18 protein-coding genes, 5 pseudogenes and 1 other annotated feature are annotated in these 25,458 nt (G+C 60.0%); of the genes and pseudogenes, 14 read left to right on the top strand and 9 right to left on the bottom strand.

Features of this window, described 5'->3' with window-relative positions; genetic code table 11:
* Position 1 precedes the first annotated feature (1 nt).
* Complete coding sequence (locus GA0004734_RS22870) at positions 2 to 1,207, bottom strand: MFS transporter (RefSeq protein WP_175386531.1); 1,206 nt, start codon at positions 1,205 to 1,207, stop codon at positions 2 to 4.
* A 273-nt stretch (positions 1,208 to 1,480) separates the two neighbouring features.
* Here GA0004734_RS22870 and istA (GA0004734_RS22865) point away from each other — a divergent pair, with 273 nt between their 5' ends.
* From istA (GA0004734_RS22865) to GA0004734_RS22855, 3 genes and pseudogenes are all read left to right on the top strand, one after another.
* On the top strand, positions 1,481 to 2,977 hold the full coding sequence (istA, locus tag GA0004734_RS22865) for an IS21 family transposase (protein WP_139056207.1): 1,497 nt from the start codon (positions 1,481 to 1,483) through the stop codon (positions 2,975 to 2,977).
* Positions 2,974 to 3,732 (top strand): IS21-like element helper ATPase IstB, encoded by a 759-nt coding sequence (gene istB, locus GA0004734_RS22860; protein WP_092930036.1) that lies wholly within the window; start codon positions 2,974 to 2,976, stop codon positions 3,730 to 3,732. The genes istA (GA0004734_RS22865) and istB (GA0004734_RS22860) overlap by 4 nt, the downstream gene beginning before the upstream one ends.
* Positions 3,733 to 3,866: 134 nt before the next feature.
* Positions 3,867 to 4,358 (top strand): annotated as a pseudogene (locus tag GA0004734_RS22855) (PhnA-like protein); the annotation flags it as partial.
* Between the two features lie 65 nt (positions 4,359 to 4,423).
* Here GA0004734_RS22855 and GA0004734_RS22850 read toward each other — a convergent pair.
* The 3 genes and pseudogenes from GA0004734_RS22850 to GA0004734_RS22840 all read right to left on the bottom strand — a co-directional run bounded on the left by GA0004734_RS22850 (position 4,424) and on the right by GA0004734_RS22840 (position 7,629).
* Entirely contained in the window at positions 4,424 to 6,286 is a 1,863-nt protein-coding gene (locus tag GA0004734_RS22850) for a PAS domain-containing protein (RefSeq protein ID WP_175386637.1), read from the bottom strand.
* A gap of 366 nt (positions 6,287 to 6,652) precedes the next feature.
* A pseudogene (locus tag GA0004734_RS22845) lies at positions 6,653 to 7,035 on the bottom strand (transposase); the annotation flags it as partial.
* A gap of 15 nt (positions 7,036 to 7,050) precedes the next feature.
* Entirely contained in the window at positions 7,051 to 7,629 is a 579-nt protein-coding gene (locus GA0004734_RS22840; protein ID WP_245292608.1) for an NAD(P)-dependent oxidoreductase, read from the bottom strand.
* 19 nt (positions 7,630 to 7,648) lie between these two features.
* Between GA0004734_RS22840 and GA0004734_RS22835 the strand changes: the two are divergent.
* The 3 genes and pseudogenes from GA0004734_RS22835 to GA0004734_RS22820 all read left to right on the top strand — a co-directional run.
* Positions 7,649 to 8,433 (top strand): annotated as a pseudogene (locus tag GA0004734_RS22835) (IS3 family transposase); the annotation flags it as partial.
* Positions 7,974 to 8,088 (top strand) — a sequence feature (AL1L pseudoknot). Its footprint overlaps the pseudogene before it by 115 nt.
* A gap of 649 nt (positions 8,434 to 9,082) precedes the next feature.
* Positions 9,083 to 10,612: a group II intron reverse transcriptase/maturase gene (gene ltrA / locus GA0004734_RS22825; protein ID WP_175386632.1), complete on the top strand. Its 1,530-nt coding sequence runs from the start codon at positions 9,083 to 9,085 to the stop codon at positions 10,610 to 10,612.
* Positions 10,613 to 10,679: 67 nt separating this feature from the next.
* Positions 10,680 to 11,171: pseudogene (locus GA0004734_RS22820) on the top strand (IS3 family transposase); the annotation flags it as partial.
* 39 nt (positions 11,172 to 11,210) lie between these two features.
* On the opposite strand, the pseudogene GA0004734_RS22815 reads toward GA0004734_RS22820, so the two are convergent.
* Positions 11,211 to 12,068 (bottom strand): annotated as a pseudogene (locus GA0004734_RS22815) (hypothetical protein); the annotation flags it as partial.
* Positions 12,069 to 12,083: 15 nt separating this feature from the next.
* A complete protein-coding gene (locus tag GA0004734_RS26560; RefSeq protein WP_245292589.1) occupies positions 12,084 to 12,458 on the bottom strand; it encodes a hypothetical protein in 375 nt (124 codons plus the stop codon).
* 207 nt (positions 12,459 to 12,665) lie between these two features.
* Here GA0004734_RS26560 and GA0004734_RS22810 point away from each other — a divergent pair, with 207 nt between their 5' ends.
* Positions 12,666 to 13,772 (top strand): Fic family protein, encoded by a 1,107-nt coding sequence (locus GA0004734_RS22810; protein ID WP_092938096.1) that lies wholly within the window; start codon positions 12,666 to 12,668, stop codon positions 13,770 to 13,772.
* A 119-nt stretch (positions 13,773 to 13,891) separates the two neighbouring features.
* On the opposite strand, the gene istB (GA0004734_RS22805) is transcribed toward GA0004734_RS22810, so the two are convergent.
* The 3 genes from istB (GA0004734_RS22805) to GA0004734_RS22795 all read right to left on the bottom strand — a co-directional run bounded on the left by istB (GA0004734_RS22805) (position 13,892) and on the right by GA0004734_RS22795 (position 17,326).
* Complete coding sequence (gene istB / locus GA0004734_RS22805; RefSeq protein ID WP_092938094.1) at positions 13,892 to 14,785, bottom strand: IS21-like element ISRel5 family helper ATPase IstB; 894 nt, start codon at positions 14,783 to 14,785, stop codon at positions 13,892 to 13,894.
* A complete protein-coding gene (gene istA, locus GA0004734_RS22800) occupies positions 14,782 to 16,257 on the bottom strand; it encodes an IS21 family transposase (protein ID WP_175386635.1) in 1,476 nt (491 codons plus the stop codon). The genes istB (GA0004734_RS22805) and istA (GA0004734_RS22800) overlap by 4 nt, the downstream gene beginning before the upstream one ends.
* 233 nt (positions 16,258 to 16,490) lie before the next feature.
* Positions 16,491 to 17,326 (bottom strand): IS5 family transposase gene (locus GA0004734_RS22795; RefSeq protein ID WP_092937920.1). Its coding sequence is split into 2 segments (ribosomal slippage): positions 16,491 to 16,942 and positions 16,942 to 17,326, totalling 837 coding nucleotides; the frame shifts between segments, so codons are not numbered across the junction.
* Positions 17,327 to 17,800: 474 nt separating this feature from the next.
* Here GA0004734_RS22795 and GA0004734_RS22790 point away from each other — a divergent pair.
* From GA0004734_RS22790 to GA0004734_RS22760, 7 genes are all read left to right on the top strand, one after another.
* On the top strand, positions 17,801 to 19,222 hold the full coding sequence (locus GA0004734_RS22790; RefSeq protein ID WP_092938092.1) for an LLM class flavin-dependent oxidoreductase: 1,422 nt from the start codon (positions 17,801 to 17,803) through the stop codon (positions 19,220 to 19,222).
* A complete protein-coding gene (locus GA0004734_RS22785; RefSeq protein WP_092938090.1) occupies positions 19,222 to 19,989 on the top strand; it encodes an ABC transporter ATP-binding protein in 768 nt (255 codons plus the stop codon). Before GA0004734_RS22790 ends, GA0004734_RS22785 begins: the two co-directional genes overlap by 1 nt.
* A gap of 9 nt (positions 19,990 to 19,998) precedes the next feature.
* Positions 19,999 to 20,880, top strand: coding sequence for a branched-chain amino acid ABC transporter permease (locus tag GA0004734_RS22780; RefSeq protein WP_092938088.1), 882 nt, complete (start codon positions 19,999 to 20,001; stop codon positions 20,878 to 20,880).
* A 2-nt stretch (positions 20,881 to 20,882) separates the two neighbouring features.
* Positions 20,883 to 21,935 carry a branched-chain amino acid ABC transporter permease gene (locus GA0004734_RS22775; RefSeq protein WP_210173769.1) on the top strand — a complete coding sequence of 351 codons (1,053 nt, stop codon included), beginning with the start codon at positions 20,883 to 20,885 and terminating at the stop codon, positions 21,933 to 21,935.
* Between the two features lie 78 nt (positions 21,936 to 22,013).
* A complete protein-coding gene (locus GA0004734_RS22770; RefSeq protein WP_092938084.1) occupies positions 22,014 to 23,348 on the top strand; it encodes an ABC transporter substrate-binding protein in 1,335 nt (444 codons plus the stop codon).
* 38 nt (positions 23,349 to 23,386) lie between these two features.
* Positions 23,387 to 24,157: an ABC transporter ATP-binding protein gene (locus GA0004734_RS22765; RefSeq protein WP_092938082.1), complete on the top strand. Its 771-nt coding sequence runs from the start codon at positions 23,387 to 23,389 to the stop codon at positions 24,155 to 24,157.
* Between the two features lie 20 nt (positions 24,158 to 24,177).
* Complete coding sequence (locus GA0004734_RS22760) at positions 24,178 to 25,407, top strand: acyl-CoA dehydrogenase family protein (protein ID WP_092938080.1); 1,230 nt, start codon at positions 24,178 to 24,180, stop codon at positions 25,405 to 25,407.
* The last annotated feature ends 51 nt before the right edge of the window (positions 25,408 to 25,458 follow it).

Raw genomic sequence — 25,458 nt, 5'->3', positions numbered from 1 at the left:
CTCAGGCGCGCTTTCGACCGGGCAGCTTCGGCAGCAGGACAGTGAGCAGGCCAAGCAGCGGCAGGTAGGAGCAGAGCCGGTAGACGAACTCGATGCCGTAGCGATCGGCAAACAGGCCGAGGACGGCTGCGCCGATGCCTCCGAACCCGAAGGCGAAGCCGAAGAACATGCCGGCGATCAGCCCTACACGGCCCGGCACCAGTTCTTGCGCGAAGACCACGATGGCGGAAAACGCGGAGGAGAAGATGAAGCCGATGACGATGACAAGCGCCGAGGTCCAGAAGAGATTGGCGTAAGGCAGCATCAGCGCGAAGGGGATGACGCCGAGGATCGAGAACCAGATGACGACGCGGGCGCCAAACCGGTCGCCGATCGGTCCGCCGAAGAACACGCCGGCCGCGGACGCTCCGAGAAACAGGAACAACATGACCTGCGCATCCTGCACGCCGACGCCGAACTTCTCGATGGCAAAGAATGTGAAGTAGCTTGAAAGACTGGCGAGATAGGCGTTCTTCGTTGCCGTCAGCACGGTGAGGACGGCCAGGGTCCACAGCACCTGATTGCGCGGCAGCGGCAGGGCGCGGTCGAGCGTTGGACGGCCAGCCGTCGCGCGGCGATGGCGTAGATACCATGTGCTGACGAAGGATAGCACGATGAAGCCGACGACGGCGATGATCGAGAACCAGCCAAGCGTCTCCTGCCCGCGCGGGATGACGACGAACGCCGCGAGCAGCGGCCCAATGGCCGTGCCGGCATTGCCGCCGACCTGAAAGAAAGATTGCGCAAGACCGTGCCGCCCACCCGAGGCGAGGCGAGCCACGCGCGAGGCTTCCGGGTGGAAGACGGCGGAACCAACGCCGATGAGGCAGGCACCGATGACCAGCACCTCGAAACTATGGGCGAAGGCCAGCGTAAACAGCCCAGCGCAGGTGGCAAGCATCGCCGCCGGCAGGGAGAACGGCATCGGCCAACGGTCCGTCACCACGCCCACCAACGGCTGCAACAGCGATGCCGTCACCTGAAACGCGAAGGTCAGAAGGCCGATCTGGACGAAATCGAGCGCATAGTTCGCCTTGATCAGCGGGTAGAGGGAGGTCAGCAGCGACTGCATGATATCGTTGAGCATGTGGCAGAAGCTGGCTGCCGCTATGATCGAAAAGGCCATGGTGTCTGCCCGGACCCCACTTGGTGTGGTTACGCTCGCCATGATGGGTCTCCTCCCGGTTTGGGCCGTCCGTTTCGGCGCATAACGCGCCGTTCGCTTTTCCTACAGACCTTGACGCTGGCCTACCTTTGCGCTCTGGTCCACTTCTTTCGTGAGTGGGCCAAATGCGGTTTGTGGATTTTCCGACGATCGGTGAGAGCGGCGGTGCAAAATTAGACCACGGTAGCGGCGGGATTGTCCCGCTTCGGGCGGCGTAAAAGTCGGCCACCTATTTCTCTTCTGCAATGAGCGCAGGAGGGCCTGGGGATCTATACCGTGGAATTATATCTGAAGGTTCGACTGGCTTGCTCGGAAGGCATGAGCCGGCGTCAGGCTGCAAAGCATTTCAACATATCGCGCGACAGCGTTTCCAAGATGCTGTCCTATTCGACGCCACCTGGCTATCAGCGACAATCACCGATCCGGCGGCCCAAGCTGGATGCGTTTGTCTCGACGATCGATCACTGGCTGGACGAAGACAGACAAGTGCCGCGCAAGCAGCGCCATACGGCCAAGCGGGTGTTTGACCGGCTTCGAGACGAATGCGGGTTCACTGGCGGCTATACGATCATCAAGGATTACATGCGCGAGCGGGATCAGCGCCGCCAGGAAGTGTTCGTGCCGCTGTCGCATCCGCCCGGCCATGCGCAGGCCGATTTCGGTGAGGCGATGGTGGTCATCGGCGGTGTCGAGCAGAAGGCGCATTTCTTCGTGCTCGACCTTCCGCACAGCGACGGCTGCTACGTGCGGGCCTATCCGGCGGCAGTGGCCGAGGCCTGGGTCGATGGCCATGTCCATGCGTTCGCTTTCTTCGGCGCCGTGCCGCAATCGATCGTCTACGACAACGACCGTTGCCTGGTGGCGAAGATTTTGCCTGACGGCACCCGCAAGCGCGCGACGTTGTTCAGCGGCTTCCTGTCCCACTACCTTATCCGGGATCGCTATGGCCGTCCCGGCAAGGGCAACGACAAGGGGAACGTCGAGGGTCTCGTCGGCTATGCCCGGCGCAACTTCATGGTACCGATCCCGCAGTTTGCGACATGGGAGGCGTTCAACACCTTTCTGGAGGAGCAGTGCCGGAAGCGCCAGCGCGACAGGCTGCGCGGCGAGAGCGAGACGATCGGCGAGCGCTTGCGGCGCGATCTGGCTGCCATGCGCGCCTTGCCAGCCTCGCCATTTGATGCCTGCGACCAGGCAAGTGCCAAGGTGACGGCGCAGTCGCTGGTGCGCTACAAGACCAACGACTATTCCGTCCCGGTCGCCTATGGCCATCAGGATGTGTGGGTGCGCGGCTATGTCAACGAAGTGGTCATTGGTGGCCGTGGCGAGATCATCGCCCGCCATCCTCGGTGCTGGGAACGGGAAGACGTCGTCTTCGATCCTGTCCATTACCTGCCGCTGATCGAGCAGAAGATCAATTCGCTGGATCAGGCAGCGCCCCTCCAGGGCTGGGACTTGCCGCAAGAGTTCGCTACGCTGCGCCGGTTGATGGAAGGCCGCATGGCCAAACACGGCCGGCGTGAGTACGTGCAGGTCCTCCGCCTGCTGGAGAGCTTCGAACTCGCCGATCTGCATGCGGCGGTGAAGCAGGCGATCCAGCTTGGCGCCATTGGCTTTGACGCCGTCAAGCATCTGATCCTGTGCCGGGTGGAACGCCGGCCGCCCAGACTGGACCTGTCCATCTACCCGTATTTGCCGAGGGCGACGGTCGAGACGACATCGGCGAAGGCGTATATGCGTCTCCTGTCGTCGGATGCGGGAGAAGTCGCATGAACACCCAAGCACCCGAGATCCTTCTCACCCATTATCTCAAAACCCTGAAGCTGCCGAGTTTCCAGCGCGAGTACCAGAAGCTGGCCCGGCTGTGCGCCACCGAAGGCGTCGATCATGTCGGATACCTCACCCGGCTTGCCGAGCGGGAGATGATCGAACGGGACCGTCGCAAGGTCGAGCGTCGCATCAAGGCGGCCAGGTTCCCGGTCGTCAAAAGCCTCGACAGTTTCGACTTCGCCGCCATCCCAAAGCTGAACAGGATGCAGGTGCTGGAACTGGCGCGCTGCGAATGGATCGAGCGCAGGGAGAACGTTATCGCTCTCGGCCCCAGCGGCACGGGCAAGACCCATGTGGCGCTCGGCCTCGGCCTGGCCGCCTGCCAGAAGGGCCTGTCCGTTGGGTTCACGACAGCGGCCGCACTGGTCAGCGAGATGATGGAGGCGCGCGACGAGCGGCGTCTCATCCGGTTCCAGAAGCAGATGGCCGCCTACCAGCTGTTGATCATCGATGAACTGGGCTTCGTGCCGCTGTCAAAGACCGGCGCGGAATTGCTGTTCGAGCTGATCTCGCAACGATACGAGCGAGGCGCGACCCTGATCACCAGCAACCTTCCTTTTGACGAATGGACGGAAACCTTGGGGTCCGAGCGCCTGACCGGCGCTTTGCTCGACCGCATCACCCATCACGTCAGCATCCTCGAGATGAACGGCGACAGCTATCGTCTCGCCCAAAGCCGCGCCCGAAAGGCCGGCTGACGCCCTTCGAAAATCGCAACGCGCGCATGAGACCCCCGCTCGGGCCTAAGCCCTCCCGGCGGTCTCATGCGCGCGCCACAAGTGGCCGACTTTTGCGCCGCCGCGTGGCAGGATTTTACTCCGCCGTTGACAGCGGTGCCTTCAACGGCATTTCCAGCGTCGTCGGCGGTGTTGGCCGTACGGCTGCCACAGCTGCAACAACTGCGGCACCGGCTCTTTCCGACGTCACCAATCCGATGGCCGGCATCGAGCAGCAGATCCGCAATACGACGGGCAATGACCCGCAGGCTCTGCAGAACGCGGCTGTCTCCGCCATTCAGGCTGTCGTCACCGGCGACGAAGCCAGCGCCGAAGAGGCCCGCACCCGTGCTGCCGAAGCTCTGGCCCGCGCTCAGAACATCCCGGTCGATCAGGCTCGCACTCAGGTTCAGCAGTATGAGCAGACCTATCGCCAGAATATGGAAGCTGCCAAGCAGCAGGCCATTGACGCCGCTCAGACTGCTACGGCTGCTGTATCGACAGGCGCCATCCTCGGCTTCATTGCTCTGGTCCTCGGCGCCGTTGCAGCCTGGTTCGGCGGCGTTGCCGGCACGAAGCGCGATCTGGACGATGTCCGCGCCGTCTAAATCCGGCTAACGATATCCGAACCTCGACGCCGCCAGTCGCAAGACTGGCGGCTTTTTCGTATTCGCTAAGCGCCAAGTTCGACGGGAAAGCGCGAGACGAGCGTGCAAACGAGACCGACTGGGACATAGTCGAGCGTGACCTGGCCCTTGAAATCCGCAGCGAGAACCCGGGTTATCAGCCGGGAGCCAAATCCCGACCGCGTCGGCGGCACGACAGGTGGACCGTTCTTCTCTTCCCACCGCAACGCAAAGGCCTGAGCTTCGGAACCATTCGCATTTTGATCCCAGCTGATCACAATCTTCCCGCTCGGCAACGAGAGCGCGCCGTATTTCGCGGCATTTGTGGCCAGTTCATGTATGGCGAGGGCGAGCGAGAGCGTCTGTTTCGGGGACAGCGGAAGGTCGGGACCGGAAATATCGAACTGCGCGGCACCGGTCCGATGCGGCGCCAGTGCCGTTTCGATGACCTCACGGATGCTGCCCTTCTCCTGCGCTTCCCCCATCAGCAGGTCGTGCGCGTGAGCCAGTGTGTGCAGGCGGGCGTTGAACGTGTCGCGCTGCTCCAGAACCGCTTCGCCCTCCAGCGTCTGCGACGCGATGGCGCTGACCATGGCCAGGGTGTTCTTGATCCGGTGCTGAAGTTCGCCATTCAACAGGGCATATTGGCTTTCGGCATCCTTGATGGCCGTGATATCGCGGACGGTGCCGACGAGCCGCTTTGCATCCTTGCCGTCTACAAACCGTGCTCTGGCGTGAATCCAGCGCTCCGGCCTGTTCTCGCCGGACAGCACCCGGTATTCGACATCGAGATGCCCTTCCCCGAGAGGATTCATAGCCTGCTCGACGGATCGGCTCAGTGCTTGTCGGTCGTCGGGATGTACACGGCTGACAAAAGTCTCGAAGGATGGCTGCTGGTCGGCCGGCCGGCCCAGCAGAAACGACGCCCTCGCATCCTCTGTCGTCGAAACGATACGTCCGTTGACGAGAACGGCCTCCCAAACACCCATTTCCGCTGAATCGAGCGCCAGTTGCAGCTGGAGTTCTCTTCGTCGCAGCGCAATCTCAGCACGCTTCAGGTCGGTGACATCATGCCCTTCGATGAAAAGGCCGGTTACCTGGCCTTGAAGATCGCGAATGGGCTGAATGACGAAGTTGAGGAAGATATCCTCCTCACCTCCCCCCTCAACGCGCATCAAACGGATCAACTCGCCCCGACCCGTCATGGCCTCACCTGTGGCGTAGACACGATCGAGAAGCGTGATGACCTCTTGGCTCTCCAGTTCGGGCAGAACAGACTGAAAGGGACGACCAACCATCGCGCGCGGACCAATGAGGCGCGAAAACGCGCCGTTGACGATCTTGACGACGTGATGCGGCCCTTCCAGCGTACAAAGGAAACTCGGAGCACTCTCGAAAAGGCGGCGCATGCTGTCAGCCTCTCGTAAGGCCGCATTCTGAAGATTGACGGTGAGCTGTCTTGCCTCTTCCCGGGCGAGCTTCGTTTCCGTGATATCTCTGGAGATCGACAAAAGGTGGGTGGGTTTCCCCCCGGCGCCGGGAACCGGCAGGACCTGCACATCCCAATAGCGTGGATTGCCTTTGACGGTGACCGCCGATCCCGAAAACCGCGCGGCAACACCCTCCCTTGCTGACGCTATGGCGGCCTTCGCAATATCATTCCCCTCCCCGGTCCAGAAATCCGGCCAAGGGCAGCCCTTGATCCCGCTGAAATCGTCCACCTCCATGATCTGTTTCCCGCCATCGCTCATAAACTGGAGATTTCCGTCCAGATCGAAGATCTTGATGCAGTCTCCGGAGCCTGAGAACACAGCGGCAAGGAGATCTGCATTCCCAACGAGTACCGGGTCCGCGGCCGCGAGTTCACCATTCATGCGGAAGACGGCAGAAGATACAGTCGCAGGGCTCATCGATATCATGTCCATTATGTGGGAAGCTCGGAGAGCGAGGCGTTCAGGTCAACGCCATGTCGTTCTATGTTAGCTATTGCGAAATGGATACAGGGTAACGGCAGGATTCTCGCTTCTAAGAATCGAGTAGAACGGGACGTCGATTCTCACGTCGAAACATGAGGCAAAGAGGTTATGGGCAACGCAACCGTGCGCTCACCGCGCAATAGCGGCAGCACGAGAGCAGCGCCTGGACAGAGCATAGCACGAGACGTCAATCCGATCGTGCCCCTGCACGTGGCATAGCTTCAGCAGTCGCCGTGTCTCCCGGACAGAGCCGGGAATGGGTCAGCTTACCGTTGGCAGGCTGATGAGTGAATCATCAGCTCATTTTTCCGATTGTTCCAGTGTTATGTAGCGGGACCGCTGGACGGCCCACTCATCATTCTGTTCGAGGAGCAGCGCACCGACGAGACGAACGATGGCGCCGTCGTTTGGAAAGATGCCGACCACCTCGGTGCGCCGCTTGATCTCGCCGTTGAGGCGTTTGATTGGGTTGGTTGAATGAAGCTTTGTCCAGTGTGCCTTGGGAGGGTCATGTAGGCGAGCACGTCCTGCTCGACGCTGCTCATGACGGTGGCGAGCTTCGGCACCTTCGGCCTGATTTGGTCGGCAACATTACGCCATTGGGTGCTTGCCGCCTCTGGCGTGTCTTGACCGAGGGCCGCGGTGATGAAGGCGGAGACGACACGCCGTCCGCTCTTTCCGGCAATCAGGCATGGGATCTAGCTATTGAGCCGCTTCAGTCTCGATCGCCAAGCTTGCTCCGCTTCCGGATTCTTGCAGATCAACGGTACTTCGCCACGAAGGATGCAGCGAATGTTTTCTATCAGGGCAGGCGCTATTGCGGCGACCCCTTCGCCCGTGTGGCCGACGCTGTGCGGCGTCAGGATCACGTTGTCCAGCTTCCGTAGCGGGCTATCGATTGGCAGCGGCTCGGTCGAAAAGGCGTCGAGCGCCGCCCCTGCTATGCGCCTGTGTCGTAAGGCTACGAGCAGTGCTTCCTCGTCGATGATCGCGCCTCGAGCCGTGTTCACGAGGACTGCGTCGCGTTTCATTAGAGCAAATTCAGCGGCGCCGATCATATGGCGCGTCTCTTCTGTGAGACTGGCGAGCACGCTCACCACGTCGCTTTCGCGTAGGAGCGTCGGTAAGTCCGTCTTGGTGACTCCGGGAGGAAGGCTGCCTTGGGATGTTCTTGGGGAACTGGTGACGATGCGCGCGCCAAAGGGTTGGAGTCGTGCGGTGACCTCCTGAGCAATACGCCCAAAACTGAACCGCCCCGGCTTTGCCGGAGACCCCAACTCGTGAGAAGTAGGGTCTATGACAAGCAAAACGACGAACAAATTTTCTCCTGAAGTCCGCGCCCGCGCCGTTCGGATGGTAACGGAACATGAAGCTGAATACTCATCGCGCTGGGCGGCGGTATCATCGATAGCGGCCAAGATCGGCTGCTTGGCGCATACCCTCCATGAATGGGTGAAGAAGGCCGAGGTCGACAGCGGCAAGCGTGCAGGTTTGCCGAGTGACGTGGCGGAGAAGATGAAGGCACTGGAGCGGGAGAACCGCGAGCTTCGTCATGCGAACGAGATTTTACGCAAAGCCTCGGCGTATTTTGCCCAGGCCCCTTTCAGCGAATGCAAGCATTCGCTTGTCGGGCAAGGGGAGCTCGACCGCCCACTGAAGCGATGATTTCCTTCATCGACGAACACCGCTCGGTGCTCGGGGTCGAGCCGATCTGCAGGCTGCTGCCGATTGCCCCGTCCACCTATTATGAAGTCGTCGCCAAGCGCACGGACGTGGGTCGCCTATCAGCCCGCGAACGGAATGATATTGCCATGAAAGTCGAGATACGCCGGGTGTTCAACGAGAACTTCCAAGTCTATGGCGTGCGCAAAGTCTGGCGGCAGTTGCAGCGAGAAGGTTACGACATCGCCTGCTGCACCGTCGCTCGGCTTATGAGAATGATGGGGCTTCAAGGCGTCATTCGCGGCAAGCCAGTCAAAACCACCGTGTCGGACAAGTCCGCTCCATGCCCGCTCGACCGGGTGAACCGACAGTTCTTCGCTCCAGCGCCGAACATGCTGTGGTTATCAGATTTCACCTATGGTGCGCCTCGCCCCAATCGGGGAGGCATATGACTGGAATGCAAAGAGAAAGGAGGATGTGAAGACTTGCCTGCTCCCTGCTGCGAGGGGGCATGAGCCCAAGCGGCGGTGACCTGCCGTCAACTGGCAGGGTGACGTAGCCCGCAGGTAAAGGGGATTGAGGCGAAGCCGTTACGCCAAGATGGTTCCCGAGGCTGAAGTATTGGAAGGTTGAGGAACACGAACCGGTTAACCCGCATCTGAGGGCTGAAAGGTCGCCTTCGCCTACACGGCTTAACAGGCGAAATGCTGATGAAGCTGCCGGACACGTAAGTCGGCGGCATCCGAATACGGTCGTAGATGTATGTCGCCCGTATGGGGTCATGGGGAGAATGCAGCCAGACCATGACATCGGCATCGACTTGCGGAACGCAAGGGAAAAGACTGCGACCGGCAACCTCACCAATACGCTGACGTCCATCATATGAACGAGGGAAGGCATGATGGAATGACAACGAAGTATTGCGTCGCAAGGGAGTTGACCCTGATGTCCATCATGTTGGCGGAGTTCCCGTAGTAGTCCGGGATGGGGAAAGCCCATCACATGGCGAAGGGGAACAGTTCAAACTGCTTGAAGTGCAAACTATCTGACCAAGCGAGGTGAAGACCTTTGATAATCAGCGAAATGCAGCACAAGCTCGCAACATGGGCCGAGAGCGAGCCAAACCGACGGTTTGATCGTCTTCTTCGGTTGATTGCCAATCGGGAATGGCTTGCCGAGGCCGCTCGGATGGTTCTGGCGTCAAGCGGCGCACGAACGCCGGGTATCGACGGAATGGACAAGCAAAAACTGCAGGTCAAACTGGATCAGCATCTGGACGACCTGCGGGCAAGCCTGCTGGAGGAGACTTATTGCCCCCAGCCGGTCAAGCGCATCTATATCCCGAAACCCAACGGCAAGCTAAGACCACTGGGTATTCCGACCCTGACGGATCGCATTGTCCAACGCGCCATGCTGATGGCCATGGAGCCAATCTGGGAGAGCGATTTCCATCGTTTATCCTATGGCTTCCGGCCGGAACGGAGCGTGCATCATGCCGTCCGCACCGTGAGGATACAGCTTCAGGATGGTGCCGACACGACGAGGGGCCGCTGGATCATCGAAGGTGATCTGGCCAGCTACTTCGACACGGTCCATCACCGGCTGCTTCTGAAATGCGTGCGGCGAAGGGTGCTGGACGGACGGTTCGTTGATCTTCTCTATCGGTTCCTAAAGGCAGGCCACATCGACCGTGGCCTGTTTACGGCCTCAAGCGAGGGTGTCCCGCAAGGCGGCGTTCTGTCACCGCTCCTGTCCAACATCATGCTCCACGAGTTTGATGCCTGGTTGGAGGCGAAATATTTGAGCGACAAGGCTCGCAAGGACCGATGGGCATGGAACTTCGGCATCAAGCAGGGCCGCCCCATCACGGTTCGCGAGAACCGGCAATGGAAACCGGCCGTTGCCTATTGCCGATACGCTGACGACTTCGTCGTGATCGTAAAAGGAACCAGGGCTCAGGCAGAGGAAATCCGCGAGGAATGCCGGGCGTTTCTGGAAGGTGAGTTGAAGTTGGCGCTGAACATGGAAAAGACCCATGTGACACACGTCAATGACGGCTTCGTCTTCCTGGGACACCGGATCATTCGCAAGCGAGGGGCACACGGACGGATGTCCGTCGTCACGACGATACCCAAGGAAAAGGCCAAGGGGTTTGTTCGCAGACTTACCGAAACCCTTTCCGGCAATCATAGTGTCAGCACGGTCGACATGATCTCCAGCCTGAACCGCCAATTGGTGGGATGGGCGGCGTTCTACAAGTTCACCGACTTCACGGCGTACGTCTTCCGGCGCATCGACCATGTTGTGTTCTGGAAAATGGCGCATTGGCTGGGACACAAGTACCGATCCCGCATCAAACCCTTGATGCGGAAATGGGTCAGGGTCCCGGAACCGGGCAAGGCGAAAACCTGGCTCATGTTTGGTCGAAATGAACGCGGTAAACCCGTCGGAAAAGCGCTACACCGGCTTATCTCAAGCCCCAAGGCGCAATTCCGGTGGCGCAATCCGGAGGAAAACCCATACATCTTCCGGATCGAGAACCGCAGTACCGTCACGTCTCACTACCATGACGTTGCTATGGCCATGGGCCAAGCTTGAACGGAGAGCCGTATGCGCTGAAAGGTGCACGTACGGTTCGGGGAGGAGAAGCGCATCTGCGCCTCTTACTCCACTCGCGACCTGGCAAGGCTTCGTTTACGTGGCCTTTGTCATTGATGCCTTCGCCCGCCGTATCGTCGGTTGGCGGGCAAGCCGAACGGCCCATGCGGGCTTTGTGCTCGATGCCCTCGACCAGGCGCTTCATGATCGGCGGCCTGTCAAACGCGGCGGGCTGGTTCATCATTCCGACCGCGGCTCGCAATATGTGTCTATTCGCTATTCCGAACGGCTGGCGGAGGCGGGCATCGAGCCGTCTGTCAGAAGCGTTGGCGACAGTTACGACAATGCTCTCGCCGAAACGATCAACGGTCTTTACAAGGCCGAGGTCATCCATCGCCGGGGACCGTGGCGAAGCTTTGAAGCCGTGGAGTTCGCCACGCTCGAATGGGTCGACTGGTTCAACAACCGCCGCCTTCTGGAGCCCATCGGAAACATTCCGCCTGCCGAGGCTGAAGAACGATACTATGCCATGCTGGACGCACCAGCCATGGCCGCGTAACTTAAACCAAACGGTCTCCGGTCTAGCCGGGGCGGTTCAGACTGGCACACCGAAACCCTTCACGACACCGTTTGGCGAGGCAGCAAGCGCACCAAACATCAAGCCGAGGTGCTCAATCTTCTGGGAGGCCGCTTCTTCACCCCAGACGCCGTTCCGTTGGAACCCAATCGCTGTCAGCGTCGAAGTCTTGAAGCGGATGAGATCAGCCATTTCCATGGCAAGTCTCGGCGGTGCGTCGACAATGCCGGAGAGCAGATCAGGTTCATCAAGTTCTGCGGCAACGTTTTGATTGGTGCCGGCCGCCGATGGCAATGACCGAGAGGAAAGAAAACTGCTGCCATAGGTGACGCCGGGAAATCGGATGGCATATCGCTGCTTGCTGGCCGCCGCCTGATGGCGGCGATATTCCGTAGAGCCGGAAATGATCACCCGGCGCACCCAATCGAGGATCTCCTCGCGCTTGGTAAAGGGCAGGCTGTTGAAGTCTTCGGGCAGGTGCAGTGAAATCCGTCGACGCTCAGCTGGGCTGATGTCACCGAGATCGTGACCATACAGCGAGCGTGCCTGATGCGGCAGTTTCTCTTTGAAATATCCCTCTGAAAGTCGATAGCGTCGCTCGATGCGGCGGAGGATGTTGAAACTGGCAACAGATCGGCGCACGCGCTCTCCGTGGATCCAGGATAGCAACGTCTTGTTGTCGAAGGTCTCATTCAGATGAACAACGGCGCGGTAGAGCTGGCAATAGGTGTCGCCGAACCGACGCATATGGTAGACCAATGCGTCCTGAAAGCTCGCCGGATCTTCTGTCGCTTCAAATAGTGCTTCTGGGAAAGGGCTTATCGGTTTTGGTGCTGGGCCGGGCGATGTTGACGCAGACCGGACAAAGGTGCCAGCGATCGCCGCGCGTTGTGGCTATCGGGCGGAGCGTGCGGAAGCTGCCTTCTTGGCGGGCGTCATTTTACCCGTGCTAACTGTCGGCTTTGGTGGTCGTCGTTCTTCGGTAGCTGGTGATGCGCCGAGCCAGCGGATGATTGCATCCAAGCCTGGCCGGACCTGCTTTTTGAGTTCTGCCGTTAACTCGGCTTCGATCCCACAGGCCTGACCGATCATCTTCCAGTCGATATGGCCATTCAGAAGCGGGGGCGATTTGCGGTAGATGATCAAACTGGCAAGATAGGGCCGTATATTTTCGAACACTCGCCTGGATGCGACTGGAGCGATACGAAGCTCGCAGAATTGCGAAATTTTTCGCTGAAAATGTCGTGATGAAAGGTCGTGTTTGGTCATGCTTATTCGTTTTCGCTCGGCACCAGTGCCGAGGGCGAGCGGAAATAGGGGGCGCCCATTAACAAAATATGTTTAGGGCAAGAGGTTAGCTGTCGATCGCTGCTTCTTGAATGGAGAGATGCAGATTGTGGTGCTGAGCGATAGATGGGTTTGCAATAGCTCATTTCCAGCAATAGTTATGAGCTATAGAGAGGGATTCTATAACTCATGAAATGGAACTGGCAAAACACTGACTGGCCAAACTTCAGATACGACACCGCAAGCCTGATATCGTTGGAGCAGAAATTCTTGCAGTCCGCCGGCGAGGTTATCGGTGCTGTTCGACATTTCAACGATGACGACAGCAACCAACTTCGCATTGAGTTGCTGAGCGACGAAGCGGTCAAGACCTCAGAGATTGAGGGGGAATTTCTGGACCGCGTGAGTGTCCAGTCATCACTCCGCCGGCAGTTCGGGCTAAACACTGATGATAGACAGATCCGCCCCCAAGAGCGGGGGATCGCCGAGATGATGGCGGATGTTTATCGAAGTTGGCATAGGCCGCTGTGTCATGAGGGACTGTTCCACTGGCATTCAATGCTGATGGCCGGAAACCGATATATTGAAACGGTTGGTGCTTACCGCACGCATGAAGACGCCATGCAGATTGTATCGGGTCGATTGGACAAACCCACTATCCACTTCGAGGCTCCCCCATCTCGCCAGGTTGCCGCTGAGATGGAGACCTTCAGCACATGGTTCAATCAATCCGGGCCAGATGGTCAAACGTCGCTTCAAGCTTTGACGCGCGCCGCAGTAGGACACCTTTATTTTGAAAGCATACATCCATTTGAGGATGGCAACGGCCGAATTGGACGCGCGCTCGCCGAGAAATCCCTAGCGCAAAACATAGGGCAGCCAAGCCTCATTTCACTCGCCTTGACAATCGAGAAGCGCCGGAAGGCTTATTATTCAGAGCTTGAGCGGCACCAGCGCACGCTTGATATCACCGACTGGGTCATTTTCTTTTCAGAAACTATCCTGGATGCTCAACAGGCGACGCTTGAGCGCGTAGATTTCTTCATCCAGAAAGCAAAGTTCTATGATCGTTTTCGGGACAAACTGAACGAGCGGCAAGAAAAGGTAGTCGCGCGCATCTTCAAGGAAGGCACGGCTGGCTTCAAGGGAGGTCTAAGTGCCGAAAACTATATCTCGATCACAGATACATCCCGCGCTACAGCAACACGCGACCTTCAGCAACTCGTGGAGATCGGTGCACTGACGCGTACGGGTGAACGTCGACATACTCGGTACTCACTGTCATTGCAGAAATAATTCGCTACCACTCCAATGAACACCACCAAAGTCATTATCTAGGCGAACGGCTGTTCGAGTCCTTTCAGATATAGCGCGTCAATCAGGATGAGATGCTTGCGACAATCTGGATGAGATTCTTAGGTCGCGGTCGGGATGAAGTTATCATGCTGATTGCCGCTGGCAAGATCTTCGTCGTTTTCTGATTGCCGCTCCGCGACAGGCAAGGCTGAGGTCCTGATTGGCGCGAACGAGGCTGGTCGGCCGCGTTGCCGTTTCTCCTCAAGCGCCGCTCTGCGCCGGTAACTTTCGACATTCATCTCGAAGATCGTGGCGTGATGTACGAGCCGGTCGACCGCTGCGAGTGTCATCGCGGGATCGGGAAAGACCCGGTTCCATTCTCCAAAAGGTTGGTTTGCCGTGATCAGGATCGATCTATGCTCGTATCGTGCCGAGATCAGTTCGAAGAGCACGCTTGTTTCCGCCTGGTCCTTGGTGACGTAGGCGAGATCATCGAGGATGAGCAAGTCGTACTTGTTGAGTTTGTCGATGGCGGATTCGAGCTGCAGTTCCCGGCGGGCGACCTGGAGCTTCTGCACAAGATCGGTTGTCCGGGTGAACAGGACCCGCCATCCGTTCTCGATCAGCGCAAAGCCGATAGCGGCGGCGAGATGGCTTTTTCCTCCGCCGGGGGGACCGAACATGAGGATGTTAGCTCCTTTGGCGAGCCAAGTGTCGCCGGCGGTCATTGCCATAACCTGCGCCTTCGAGATCATGGGTACAGCGTCAAAGGCGAAGCTGTCCAAGGTCTTTCCGGGCGGCAGGTGCGCCTCGGCGAGATGCCTTTCAATTCGGCGATTGGCACGCTCTGCCAGCTCGTGCTCGGCAATCGCCGACAGGAAACGAGCGGCTGGCCATCCCTCCCGGTCCGCCTGCTCGGCAAATTGCGGCCACAGCGTTTTGATGGTCGGTAGCCGAAGTTCGTTGAGCATGATGGCGAGCCGTGCTTCATCAATGACGTGGGCGTTCTTCATGCGGCTTCTCCCGTCCCGATCAGGGCCTCATAACCGTTGAGCGATGCGAGCTGCACATGAACGGTCGGTAGCTTCGCTGGGTCCGGACCAAAGAGTGTTCGCATGGCGACCAGATCCGGTAGGTCACCGGCGTCGAGTGTCCTGGCCAATTCTTCGGCAAGTTCGCGCTCGCAACCGCGGTCATGGGCCAGCGCCAGGAGTTCGACGGTGATCTTGCAAGCCTGCTTGTCGGGAAGATGCTCGATGAGGGCTTCGAAGGCCTTGCGATATTCCTGACGCGGGAAGAGCTTGTCGCGATAAACGAGGCCGCGGAGCGCCATCGGCTTCTTGCGCAGGGAATGGATGACGTGGTGGTAGTTGACGACCTGATCGTGTCGCCCGTCGGGGTGGCCGCGTCCTCGGCGCAATGTCATCAGATGCGTACCGCCGACAAAGACATCCAGCCGATCGTCGAACAGGCGAACTCGTAACCTGTGGCCGATCAGGCGGGATGGCACGGTGTAGAAGACCTTGCGCAAGGTGAAGCCGCCCGTCCGGGACACCGTGACGACAATCTCCTCGAAGTCGGTGGTCCGGCGCTCGGGCAGCGCCTGCAGATGGGATCGTTCTGCATCGATGCGCTTGCCATGGGCAGCATTGCGACGGCTGACGATCTCGTCGACAAAGGCGCGGTAAGAACTGAGATCGTCGAATTCCTTGGTCCCCCGCATCAGCAGGGCATCATGAACGGCGTTCTTGAGATGCCCGTGGGAGCTTTCAATCGAACCATTCTCATGCGCGACGCCCCTGTTATTGCGCGTCGGGGTCATACGATAATGGGAGCAAAGCTGGTCGTAACGGTGCGTGAGATCAACCTTGGCATCGGCGTCGAGGTTGCGGAAGGCCGCCGATAGGCTGTCGCTTCGATGATAGAGCGGCGTGCCACCCACGGACCACAGGGCATTTTGAAGTCCTTCGGCCAAAGCCACAAAGCTCTCCCCGCCGAGAATGACATGGGCATGTTCGAAGCCGGACCAGACAAGCCGGAAGTGATAGAAAAGGTGATCAAGCGGCTGGCCGGCGATCGTCACATCAAGGCCGCTGGCGTCGGTAAAATCCGACAGGCCCAGCCGGCCTGGCTCGTGCGTCTGGCGGAAGATGACCTCCTGCGCTTCGCCATGAACAGCACGCCACGACCGGATGCGTCGCTCAAGCGTGCGGCGGATACCTTCAGAAAGGTCTGGATGTCGGCGCAGCATCTCGTTGTAGACAGCGACGGCACGGATGCCGGGCGCGGCCTTCAGGAGTGGGACGACTTCTGCCTCGAATATCGGCTCCAAAGGATCAGGGCGCCGGCGTTTACGCGGCGCTTTGCCCTGAGATGGAAGTTGCGTCTCTTTGTCGAGGCGGTATGCCGTGGCCCGGCTGATCGACGCTTTTGACGCGGCGACCTCTACGGAATGCGTTTGTCGGTACTTCATGAAGAGTCTCATCTGATGATCGGTTACATGGCGACCCGGCACAAACTGGTTCTCCAATCCAGAAAACCGCAAATGTACCGGACCGACCGCGATCATGAGACGCCCAAAATTTACGCCACGCCGGGGTATGACTACGATCGGGCTACGCCCTCCCTCCGTCACACCCCGGCGCGAGTCTCATCCTGATTGACGCTGAATCTCACCTAGATTGTCGCTATGCATTCAGAGTCGGTCCGGAAACTTTTTCAGTTTGCACATAGCCTTCGCAGCATCAGGCGGATGGATGCGAGTTTGAGGAAGGCGAGCGCATTTGTCGATAGGTTCTCGAGGTCTTTGGCCAGTCTCCGGCATCGCCCAAGCCACGCAAAGGTTCGCTCCACGACCCAACGGCGTGGCAATATCTCGAAGCCTTTTGCAGCATCGGATCGCTTGACGATTTCAGTGTTCAGACCTGGTCTGGCCTTCTTCTGTGCCTTGGCAAAGATCGGTCCCTGATAGCCGCCGTCGGCGAATAGCTTTGTCAAAAACGGATAGCGCCCGAATAATGTCCGCAGAACCAGAGCCCCGCCATCGCGGTCTTGAATGTCTGCCGGGTGGACCAGGGCGTTTAGCAGCAGACCTACCGTGTCGACAAGAATATGGCGCTTCTTGCCTTTGATCTTTTTCCCCGCATCATACCCGCACGGGTCGATGCAAGCCCCCCTTTTTCGGCGCCTTTGACGCTCTGGCTATCGATCACCGCAGCCGTAGGACTTGCTTCGCGGCCCATTGCTTCCCGGCATTTCACATAGAGCTCAGCATGGAGGCGGCCGAGCGTTCCGTCCCAGTTCCACAGGTCGAAATAGCCAAACAGCGTACTTCGGGGCGGCAAGTCTTTTGGTACCGCCCGCCACTGGCAACCTGTCGACAGGACATACATGAGGCCGTTCACCACCTCGCGCAAAACCACCGTGCGCTTGCCGCCGCCCCGCTTACCAGCCGGGATCAACGGCTCGACAAGAGCCCATTCTTCATCCGTCAGATCACTCGGATATCGTAATTTGCTGCGATCATATCGTCCGCGGTTTTCGATCGTCCACATCGAAGCCTCCTCTCGCGTTTCGAAAGGCCAAGGGAATCACAACGACGCCTGTGACGCAAACCCGCAAATGCAAATTTCGATAAATAATTCTAACGTTTCATAAAGTGCTCGGACCGACACTCAAGGCGAGGTTTCACGCTACGCATCTGAGGTCCCGTATGAACGGTAACCGATTCCATCATCGCGTACTGGTTTCCGACCGCGCCGTCGATGCCGAGAATTGTTTGATGCAGGTCTGAGTGCCCTATGATGCGCCAAGGCTTCGGATCGTTGACAAATGTTTGTCCTCCTGCCCAGCGGACGACGGCCAGCGGTTCGATCTAATTTGAAGATGTGCTGAACCGCAACTCTAAAACGACCATAATTTAGGAAAATTGTTCTAAACAAAATCTATAGACAATAGCCAGTTTCTCGCATTGACCGTTCCTGATGATATTTTGTAGGCCAACACCTACGTGCATCCGGAGCGGATCGATGATCAGGCAGATACGGTTTAACGCCTTTGACATGAATTGCGTAGGGCACCAGTCGCCGGGTCTCTGGAAACATCCACGGGATCGGTCCTGGAAGTACAAGGACCTCGATTACTGGCAGGATCTTGCGAGAACCCTGGAACGCGGCATCTTCGACGGGATCTTCATCGCGGATGTCATCGGCTATTACGATGTCTACAAGGGCTCGAACTACCATGCGATCGAGCAGGCGGCGCAGATCCCCGTCAACGATCCGATCCAGCTTGCCGCTCCGATCGCCCTTGCGACCGAGCATCTCGGCATCGGCATCACCGCTTCGACCTCCTTCGAGCATCCCTACACATTCGCACGTCGGCTGGCGACGGCCGACCACCATACGAAGGGACGGATCGGTTGGAACATCGTGACGTCCTATCTCGAAAGCGGCGCGAAGAATGTCGGCCAAGGCGGCCTGCGCAGCCATGAAAACCGCTACGAGGTCGCCGCCGAATATGTCGAGGTGCTCTACAAGCTGTTCGAGGGGAGCTGGGAGGAGGGCTCCGTGCAGCGCGATCCCGTCCGCGGGATCTTTACCGATCCGACCAAGGTTCACGAGATCGGCCACAAGGGCACGTTCTTCGACGTGCCGGGCTACCATCTGTCCGAGCCCTCGCCACAGCGCACGCCGGTTCTCTATCAGGCCGGGGCCTCCGGTCCGGGTAAGGCTTTTGCCGCAGCACATGCCGAATGCGTCTTCGTCGGCGCCCCCAGCAAGGCGCTGCTGAAGGCCTATGTCTCCGAAATCCGGCAAAAGGCGGCGGCCAGCGGCCGCGATCCGAAGAAGGTGCTGATCTACAATCTGACGACGCTCATCATCGACGAGACGGACGAAAAGGCCCAGAAGCGGTTCGAGGAATATCAGAGCTATACATCCTATGACGGCTCCCTCGTCTTAATGTCGGGATGGAGCGGCATCGATTTCGGGCAGTACGCATCGACGGACGCACTCAAGAAGGTCGAGACCAACGCCATCGTCTCGATGGTCGAGCACTTTGCCGGCAAGGATAAGACCTGGACGGTGGAAGAGCTTGCCAAATGGGGCGGTATCGGCGGCGTCGGTCCGGTTTTCGTCGGCTCGCCCGGCACGATCGCCGATATCCTTCAGGATTGGGCGGAGGAAACGGATGTCGACGGGTTCAATCTTGCCTATGCCGTGACACCGGAAAGCTTCGAGGCGGCGGTCGATCTGCTCGTGCCGGAACTGCAGAAGCGCGGCGTCTATCCCACGGCCTACAAGCCCGGCACCCTGCGAGAGAAACTTTTCGGCGACGGACCCTACCTACCGAAGAACCACCCTGCCGATGCCTATCGCGACATCGAAGCCGTCAAGCGCCGGGATGCCGAACGCGCATCGGCCTCTGCGCTGCGGTCGGTCGTCGCCTGATGAGCGATCTCCTCCAGCTTCGCGACGTTTCGCTGTCCTTCAAGGGCGTGAAGGCGGTGAATGCCTTGAGCTTCAGCGTCGCCACCGGCGAGATCTGCGCCCTGATCGGCCCCAACGGGGCGGGCAAGAGCTCGCTCCTGAACGTCATCAACGGCGTCTACCGAGCCGATACCGGCGATATCGTTTTTAACGGCGCACGCTTCGGGGCGATCCAACCGCAGAAGGCGGCCTTGCTGGGTATCGGGCGAACCTTCCAGCACAATGCGCTCTTCCACCGCCTGAACGTGTGGGAAAACGTGCTGGCCGGCCTCTCGCGGCAGGGCGCCGCGACGTTTCTTGAAAACATCTTCCGCTTCGGCCGGGATGGGGCGGAGCGACGCCGGTTCACTGACCGGGCAGACGAAATCATCGCCTTTCTGCATCTCGACCGACACGCCAACACGGTCGTCTCGACGCTCTCCTATGGCACGCAGAAGCGCGTCGACCTCGCCCGCGCGCTGGTGGCTGCCCCGAAACTCCTGCTGCTGGACGAGCCAATGGCCGGCATGAACCAGGAGGAAAAGCAGGAAATGAGCCGCGTCATCGCCCAGGTCAACCGGTCCTTCGGAACGACCATCGTGCTCATCGAACACGACGTCGGCATCGTGCTGAACCTCGCCTCGCATGTCGTCGTCCTCGATTACGGCCGCAAGGTCGCGGACGGTACACCGGACGAGGTGCGCAACAATCCCGATGTCATCGCCGCCTATCTCGGCACCGTTCATTAGAGATTTCCCATGTCCTTTTTTCTGGAAACCCTGATCACCGGCCTCTTCGCCGGGCTGATGTATGCGCTCGTCGCCATTGGGTTCGTGCTGATCTACAAGGCGTCGGGCGTCTTCAACTTTGCCCAGGGCGCAATGGTCTTTCTGGCGGCGCTCGCCTTCGTCACCCTCGTGGAGCACGGATTTCCGTTCTGGATCGCGTTCCTCGCGACGGCGGCGCTGATGGTCGTGGTGGCGATCCTGGTCGAGGCTCTCGTGCTCCGACCCCTGCGCAACCGGGATTCGCTAACCCTCTTCATGGCCACGCTGGGTCTCAGTTTCGTCATCGACGGCACAGCACAGTTCTTTCTCGGCACCGACGTGCACATGCTCGATCTCGGCATCGACGATATCGCCGAGGACTATGCCGGCATCCTGATCAGCCATTTCGACATTGTTGCCTCCCTGATCGTCGTCACCCTGGTCGCGGTCCTTGCCATTGTCTTCAGCAAGACCCGGATGGGCGTCTCGCTCAGGGCCGTGGCGGACGACACGCTCGCTGCCCAATCCATCGGCATCCGTCTCCCGGTGATCTGGCGCATCGTCTGGAGCGTCGCGGGCCTCGTCGCTCTGGTCGCCGGCCTTCTCTGGGGCGCGCGCCAGGGTGTGCAGTTTTCGCTCTCGCTGATCACGCTCAAGGCTCTCCCGGTGTTGATCATCGGCGGCTTCTCCTCGATCCCCGGTGCGATTGCCGGCGGGCTGATCGTCGGCGCAAGCGAGGCGCTCGCCGATATCTATCTCGGGCCGTTGGTCAACGGCAGCGTCTCCACCTGGTTTGCATACATCCTCGCCGTCGCCTTCCTCCTCATTCGGCCCGCCGGCCTGTTCGGCGACCGTGACATCGAAAGGGTCTGACCGTGACCGTGCTTCAGGATCGAACGTTGCCGTCCGGCCTCCGCTCGCGCCTCGACGCGCCCCTGCTGCCGATCGTCGCCGGGCTGCTCGTCACGTTCGCCGTCATCCCGGCCGTCGCGGAAGACTATTGGCTCAGCTCCATCATCATTCCGACACTGGTCATGGGGCTTGCCGGCATCGGGCTCAACCTGCTGCAGGGCTATGCCGGTCTCGTGTCCCTGGGCTCGGCGGCCTTCATGCTGATCGGCGCGTTCTCGGCCTATAATCTTATTTTGCGCGTACCCGGGCTGCCGCTACCCCTCGTGCTTTTGATCTCCGGGCTGATCGCGGCGTCGGCCGGCGTCGTCTTCGGGCTGCCGTCGCTGCGGATCAGGGGCTTCTACCTCGGCGCCTCGACGCTCGGCGCGCAGTTCTTCTTCGAGTGGCTGTTCAGCAATTTCACCTGGTTTTCCAACGACAGCCAGTCGCTGACCATCTCCGCGCCGCGGCTGGAAATCCTCGGCTACAGCCTGCAGTCGCCGCTTGGCCGGTACTTTCTCGCCGCCAGCGTCACGGTCCTGCTCATCGGCCTTGCCTTCCTCATCGTCCGCAGCCGGCTCGGGCGTGAATGGATGGCCATCCGGGATATGGAAACGGCAGCTTCCGTTCTCGGCATCCGGGTCGCCCGCCGCAAGCTGCAGGCTTACGCGATCAGTTCGTTCTTCCTCGGTATCACGGGTGTTCTCTGGGCCTTTGCCTATCTCGGCACGTCGGATGCGCACACCTTCAACCTCGACAAGTCCTTCCAGGTTCTCTTCATCGTGCTCATCGGCGGCGTGGCGACGATCTTCGGCAATTTCCTCGGAGCCGCGTTCATCGTGCTGACACCGATCCTGCTCGACCGCGTCGTGCTGGCGGTCGATCTCTCCTTCCTCGGCGATCAGGGCGCGCTGACCAACCTTCAGCGCATCATCTTTGGCGCCATCATCATCCTGCTCCTGATCAAGGAGCCGGATGGCCTCTCCGAGCTGCTGCGGCGTGCGCGACAGGCCATCCGGAACAGATACGCCGGATAACGACCCGAGCAGCGACGAGGCCTGCTCCATCCTCCCGAATTTCTCCCAACGCTTCATCAACGAACCCAAAGGACCGCCATGTCTCTTCTATCGAAAACTCTTGCACTCGCCACCAGTGCCCTCATCGCCGCTTCCACGCTCACGAGCGTCGCAAAGGCGGACGATGCGACGGGCCAGCAGCTCTTCCCGCTCTTCTCCTATCGCACCGGCCCCTACGCGCCTTCGGGCATTCCGCAATGGGCTGGGTATCGCGATTATTTCAACTACATCAACGAAAAGGGCGGCGTGAACGGCGTCAAGATCTTCGTCCAAGAGTGCGAGACGGCCTATACGCTCGAGCGCGCCTTCGAATGCTACGAGCGCTACAAGAACGGTTATGCCGGAGCACCGGTCGCCGTTCTTTTCACCACGTCCAGCGGCTTCGACGCCGCCATTTCCGACAAGGCGCGGCTCGACAAGCTGCCGATCATCTCGGTTGCCGGCGGACGGGGCGATGCGGTGGACGGGAGCGTCTTTCCCTACCAGTTTCCGCTTCTCTTCGATTACTGGACGGAAGCCTCCATCGTCGTCGAGCATATCGCCAATCAGGTCGGTGGCTATGACAAGCTCAAAGGTCTGAAGATCGCCACGCTCTATCACGACTCCGGCTATGGTCGCGAAACGATCCAGCCGATGGCCATCCTCTCGAAAAAATACGGGTCCGAGAATATCCAGATAGCGGTTCCGCATCCCGGCGAGCAGCAGCAGGCGCAGTGGCAGCAGATCAAGCGGGCCGGCGTGGACTGGGTGTTCTTCCGCGCCTGGGGCGTGATGTCGCCGGTTGGACTGAAGACCGCGGCGCGTGTCGGCTTCCCAGCGGATCGCATCATCGGTGACATCTGGACGGGATCCGAAGAGGATGCGCGGCCTGCAGGTGCCGCCGCCAAGAACTATCTCGCCGTGTCGGTTTTCCCGTCGGGCACGGATTTCGAGATCACCAAGGAACTGAAAAAGAACGTCATCGATGCCGGCAAGGGCGAACTGAAGGACGTCTCGAAATTCGGCTCGGTTTACTACAATGCCGGTCTCGTCCAGGCGATCATCTACACCGAGATCCTGCGCACCGGCCAGAAGAAGTTCGGAAACCGTCCCCTGACCAAGGAAGAGGGCCAGTGGGCCGCCGAGCATCTCGACATCACCGCTGAACGCATTGCCGAGCTTGGCGCGACAGGCCTGCTCAGCCCCCTAAAGATCACGCCGCAGGACCATGAAGGCGATCCGGCCGCCAAGATCGTGCAGTGGGACGGGCAGAAGTGGAACGCGGTGACCGACTGGCTGAAGGGCGATCGCCCCTTGTTCCGTGACGCGATCTACGCGCGCGCAGCCGCCTACGCCAAGGAAAAGGGCATCGAGCCGCGTCAGGCGCAGAACTGATCCCATACACGGACGGGCCAACATACGGAAACGATCATATGACCCTTCAGGACACCGGCTTTCTCGAGATCAGGAACATCGAGGCCCTCTACGGTTCTGCAATCCTCGCCGTTCGTGACGTCTCCCTGACCGTCGGGGAGGGCAAGATCGTCGCCCTCCTCGGCGCAAACGGCGCGGGGAAAACCACGACATTGAAAGCCGTCTCCAACTTGCTCGGGCCGGAACGCGGCCATGTCAGCAAGGGCACGATCCTCTGGCGCGGCACCCCGGTCGGCGCGCTCTCGGCCTCCAGGCTGGTGGCGCAGGGGGTCGTGCAGGTTCTCGAGGGCCGGCATTGCTTTGCACAGCTGACCGTCGAGGAGAACATTCTCTCCGGCGGCTACGTCCGCAAGCCCGGTCGGGCCGAACTCGCACGCAGCCTCGAGCAGGTCTATGCGTGGTTTCCGCGGCTGAAGGAGAAGCGCAAGGTCAAAGCCGGACTGACGTCCGGCGGCGAGCAGCAGATGGTGGCGATCGGCCGGGCTCTGATGACTAGGCCGCGCCTCGTCCTTCTCGATGAACCCTCCATGGGGCTGGCCCCGATCATCGTGCAAGAAATCTTCGAGATCATCCGGACGCTCAACACGGAGGCTGGCGTCAGCTTTCTCCTCGCCGAACAGAGCGCCAACCTGGCGCTTCGCTACGCCGACCACGCCTATATTCTGGAAAACGGTCGTGTGGCCCTGTCGGGAACGGCCGAAGAGCTGCGCCGCCGCGAGGACGTTCACGACTTCTATCTCGGAGGCGCCCCGGCCTCCAGAACGAACTGACCCTTTCAAGGAATACATCGATGTCACAGATTGATCTGGCCTGGGGTGCAGGCCCGAGCCCGCGTTACGAAGAGATTGCCGCCCGGTTCCGCCCGCTGTTTTCCGAGATCGCCAAGGGCGCGATCGCACGGGAGCTTTCGCGCACCCTGCCGGTCGATGAGATCCGGATGCTGAAGCAAGCGGGCTTCGGCGCGCTCCGCCTGCCGGAGGCCGAAGGCGGCTTCGGCGCCTCGATACCGGAACTCGCCAACCTCCTGATCGAGCTTTCGGAAGCGGACTCCAACATTACGCAGGCCCTGCGCGGTCATTTCGGCTTTGTCGAGGATGTCGTCGGCAAGCCACAGGGCGACAGCCGCAAGCGCTGGGTACAGCGCATCGCGGCCGGCGAGATCGCCGGTAATGCCTGGACGGAGATCGGCGACGCCAAGCAGGATGCCTTCTCGACGCGCGTGTCGAGGAAGGACGACGGACTGGTCATCAACGGCACGAAATACTACACCACCGGCTCGCTGTTTGCCGACTGGATCGACGTCGGCGCCACCGGCGTGGAGGGGGAGGGCGTCGTGCTTCAGGTGCGCCGGGACGACCCCGGAGTCAATGTCGTCGATGACTGGGACGGTTTTGGGCAGACACTGACCGCCAGCGGCACGACGACCTTTACGGATGTTGCCGTGGATCCCAAGGACATTGTGGCCGATCAGGAGAAATTCCGATACGGCGCCGCGTTCTACCAGATCGTGCACCTGGCGACGCTTGCCGGTATCGGCCGGGCCATCGCAAGCGAGACGGCGGCGGCCGTTGGCGCACGCAAGCGTCATTACTCGAACGCGGCCGGCCCGAGTTCCCGCGAGGACCCGCAGGTGCTGCAAGTGGTCGGCCGTACCCGCAGCCACGCCTATTGCACCAGCGCCATCGTGCTGCAGGTCGCGGCCGCGATCGAACGTGCATACCAGGCCCACTTCGCCGGTGATGCAGACGCCGAGGAACGCGCCAACGCCATTGCGGAACTGGAAACGTCGCAGGCCCTCAACGTCGTCACCAATCTCGTTCTCGAGGCATCGACGCTCCTCTTCGACACGCTCGGTGCCTCCGCGATCAAGAAGCCGGCCGGTCTCGACCGCCACTGGCGCAACGCCCGCACCCTGTCCTCGCACAACCCCCGCATCTACAAGGACCGCATTATCGGCGACTATGCCGTCAACGGCACGCCGCCGCCTTACCAGTGGCGGATTGGGAAGGCGCCCAGCTAAAGACTAAACAGACGTCGGTTCAAATCCTTTCAAGGCGGGGAAGCTTGAGAA

Source organism: Rhizobium sp. 9140 (genome assembly GCF_900067135.1).
Taxonomy (GTDB): domain Bacteria; phylum Pseudomonadota; class Alphaproteobacteria; order Rhizobiales; family Rhizobiaceae; genus Ferranicluibacter.
The sequence above is the reverse complement of the archived record's forward strand: the minus strand, read 5'-3'. Positions and strand labels throughout refer to the sequence as shown.

Coding starts and splice junctions, on each gene's coding strand:
- GA0004734_RS22785 (WP_092938090.1), top strand. CDS start 19,222: ATGAGCGATCTCCTCCAGCTTCGCGACGTTTCGCTGTCCTTCAAGGGC.
- GA0004734_RS22770 (WP_092938084.1), top strand. CDS start 22,014: ATGTCTCTTCTATCGAAAACTCTTGCACTCGCCACCAGTGCCCTCATC.
- GA0004734_RS22810 (WP_092938096.1), top strand. CDS start 12,666: ATGAAATGGAACTGGCAAAACACTGACTGGCCAAACTTCAGATACGAC.
- GA0004734_RS22790 (WP_092938092.1), top strand. CDS start 17,801: ATGATCAGGCAGATACGGTTTAACGCCTTTGACATGAATTGCGTAGGG.
- istB (WP_092938094.1), bottom strand. CDS start 14,785: ATGAAGAACGCCCACGTCATTGATGAAGCACGGCTCGCCATCATGCTC.
- istB (WP_092930036.1), top strand. CDS start 2,974: ATGAACACCCAAGCACCCGAGATCCTTCTCACCCATTATCTCAAAACC.
- GA0004734_RS22870 (WP_175386531.1), bottom strand. CDS start 1,207: ATGGCGAGCGTAACCACACCAAGTGGGGTCCGGGCAGACACCATGGCC.
- GA0004734_RS22760 (WP_092938080.1), top strand. CDS start 24,178: ATGTCACAGATTGATCTGGCCTGGGGTGCAGGCCCGAGCCCGCGTTAC.
- GA0004734_RS22765 (WP_092938082.1), top strand. CDS start 23,387: ATGACCCTTCAGGACACCGGCTTTCTCGAGATCAGGAACATCGAGGCC.
- GA0004734_RS26560 (WP_245292589.1), bottom strand. CDS start 12,458: ATGACCAAACACGACCTTTCATCACGACATTTTCAGCGAAAAATTTCG.
- GA0004734_RS22780 (WP_092938088.1), top strand. CDS start 19,999: ATGTCCTTTTTTCTGGAAACCCTGATCACCGGCCTCTTCGCCGGGCTG.
- GA0004734_RS22850 (WP_175386637.1), bottom strand. CDS start 6,286: ATGAGCCCTGCGACTGTATCTTCTGCCGTCTTCCGCATGAATGGTGAA.
- istA (WP_175386635.1), bottom strand. CDS start 16,257: ATGAGACTCTTCATGAAGTACCGACAAACGCATTCCGTAGAGGTCGCC.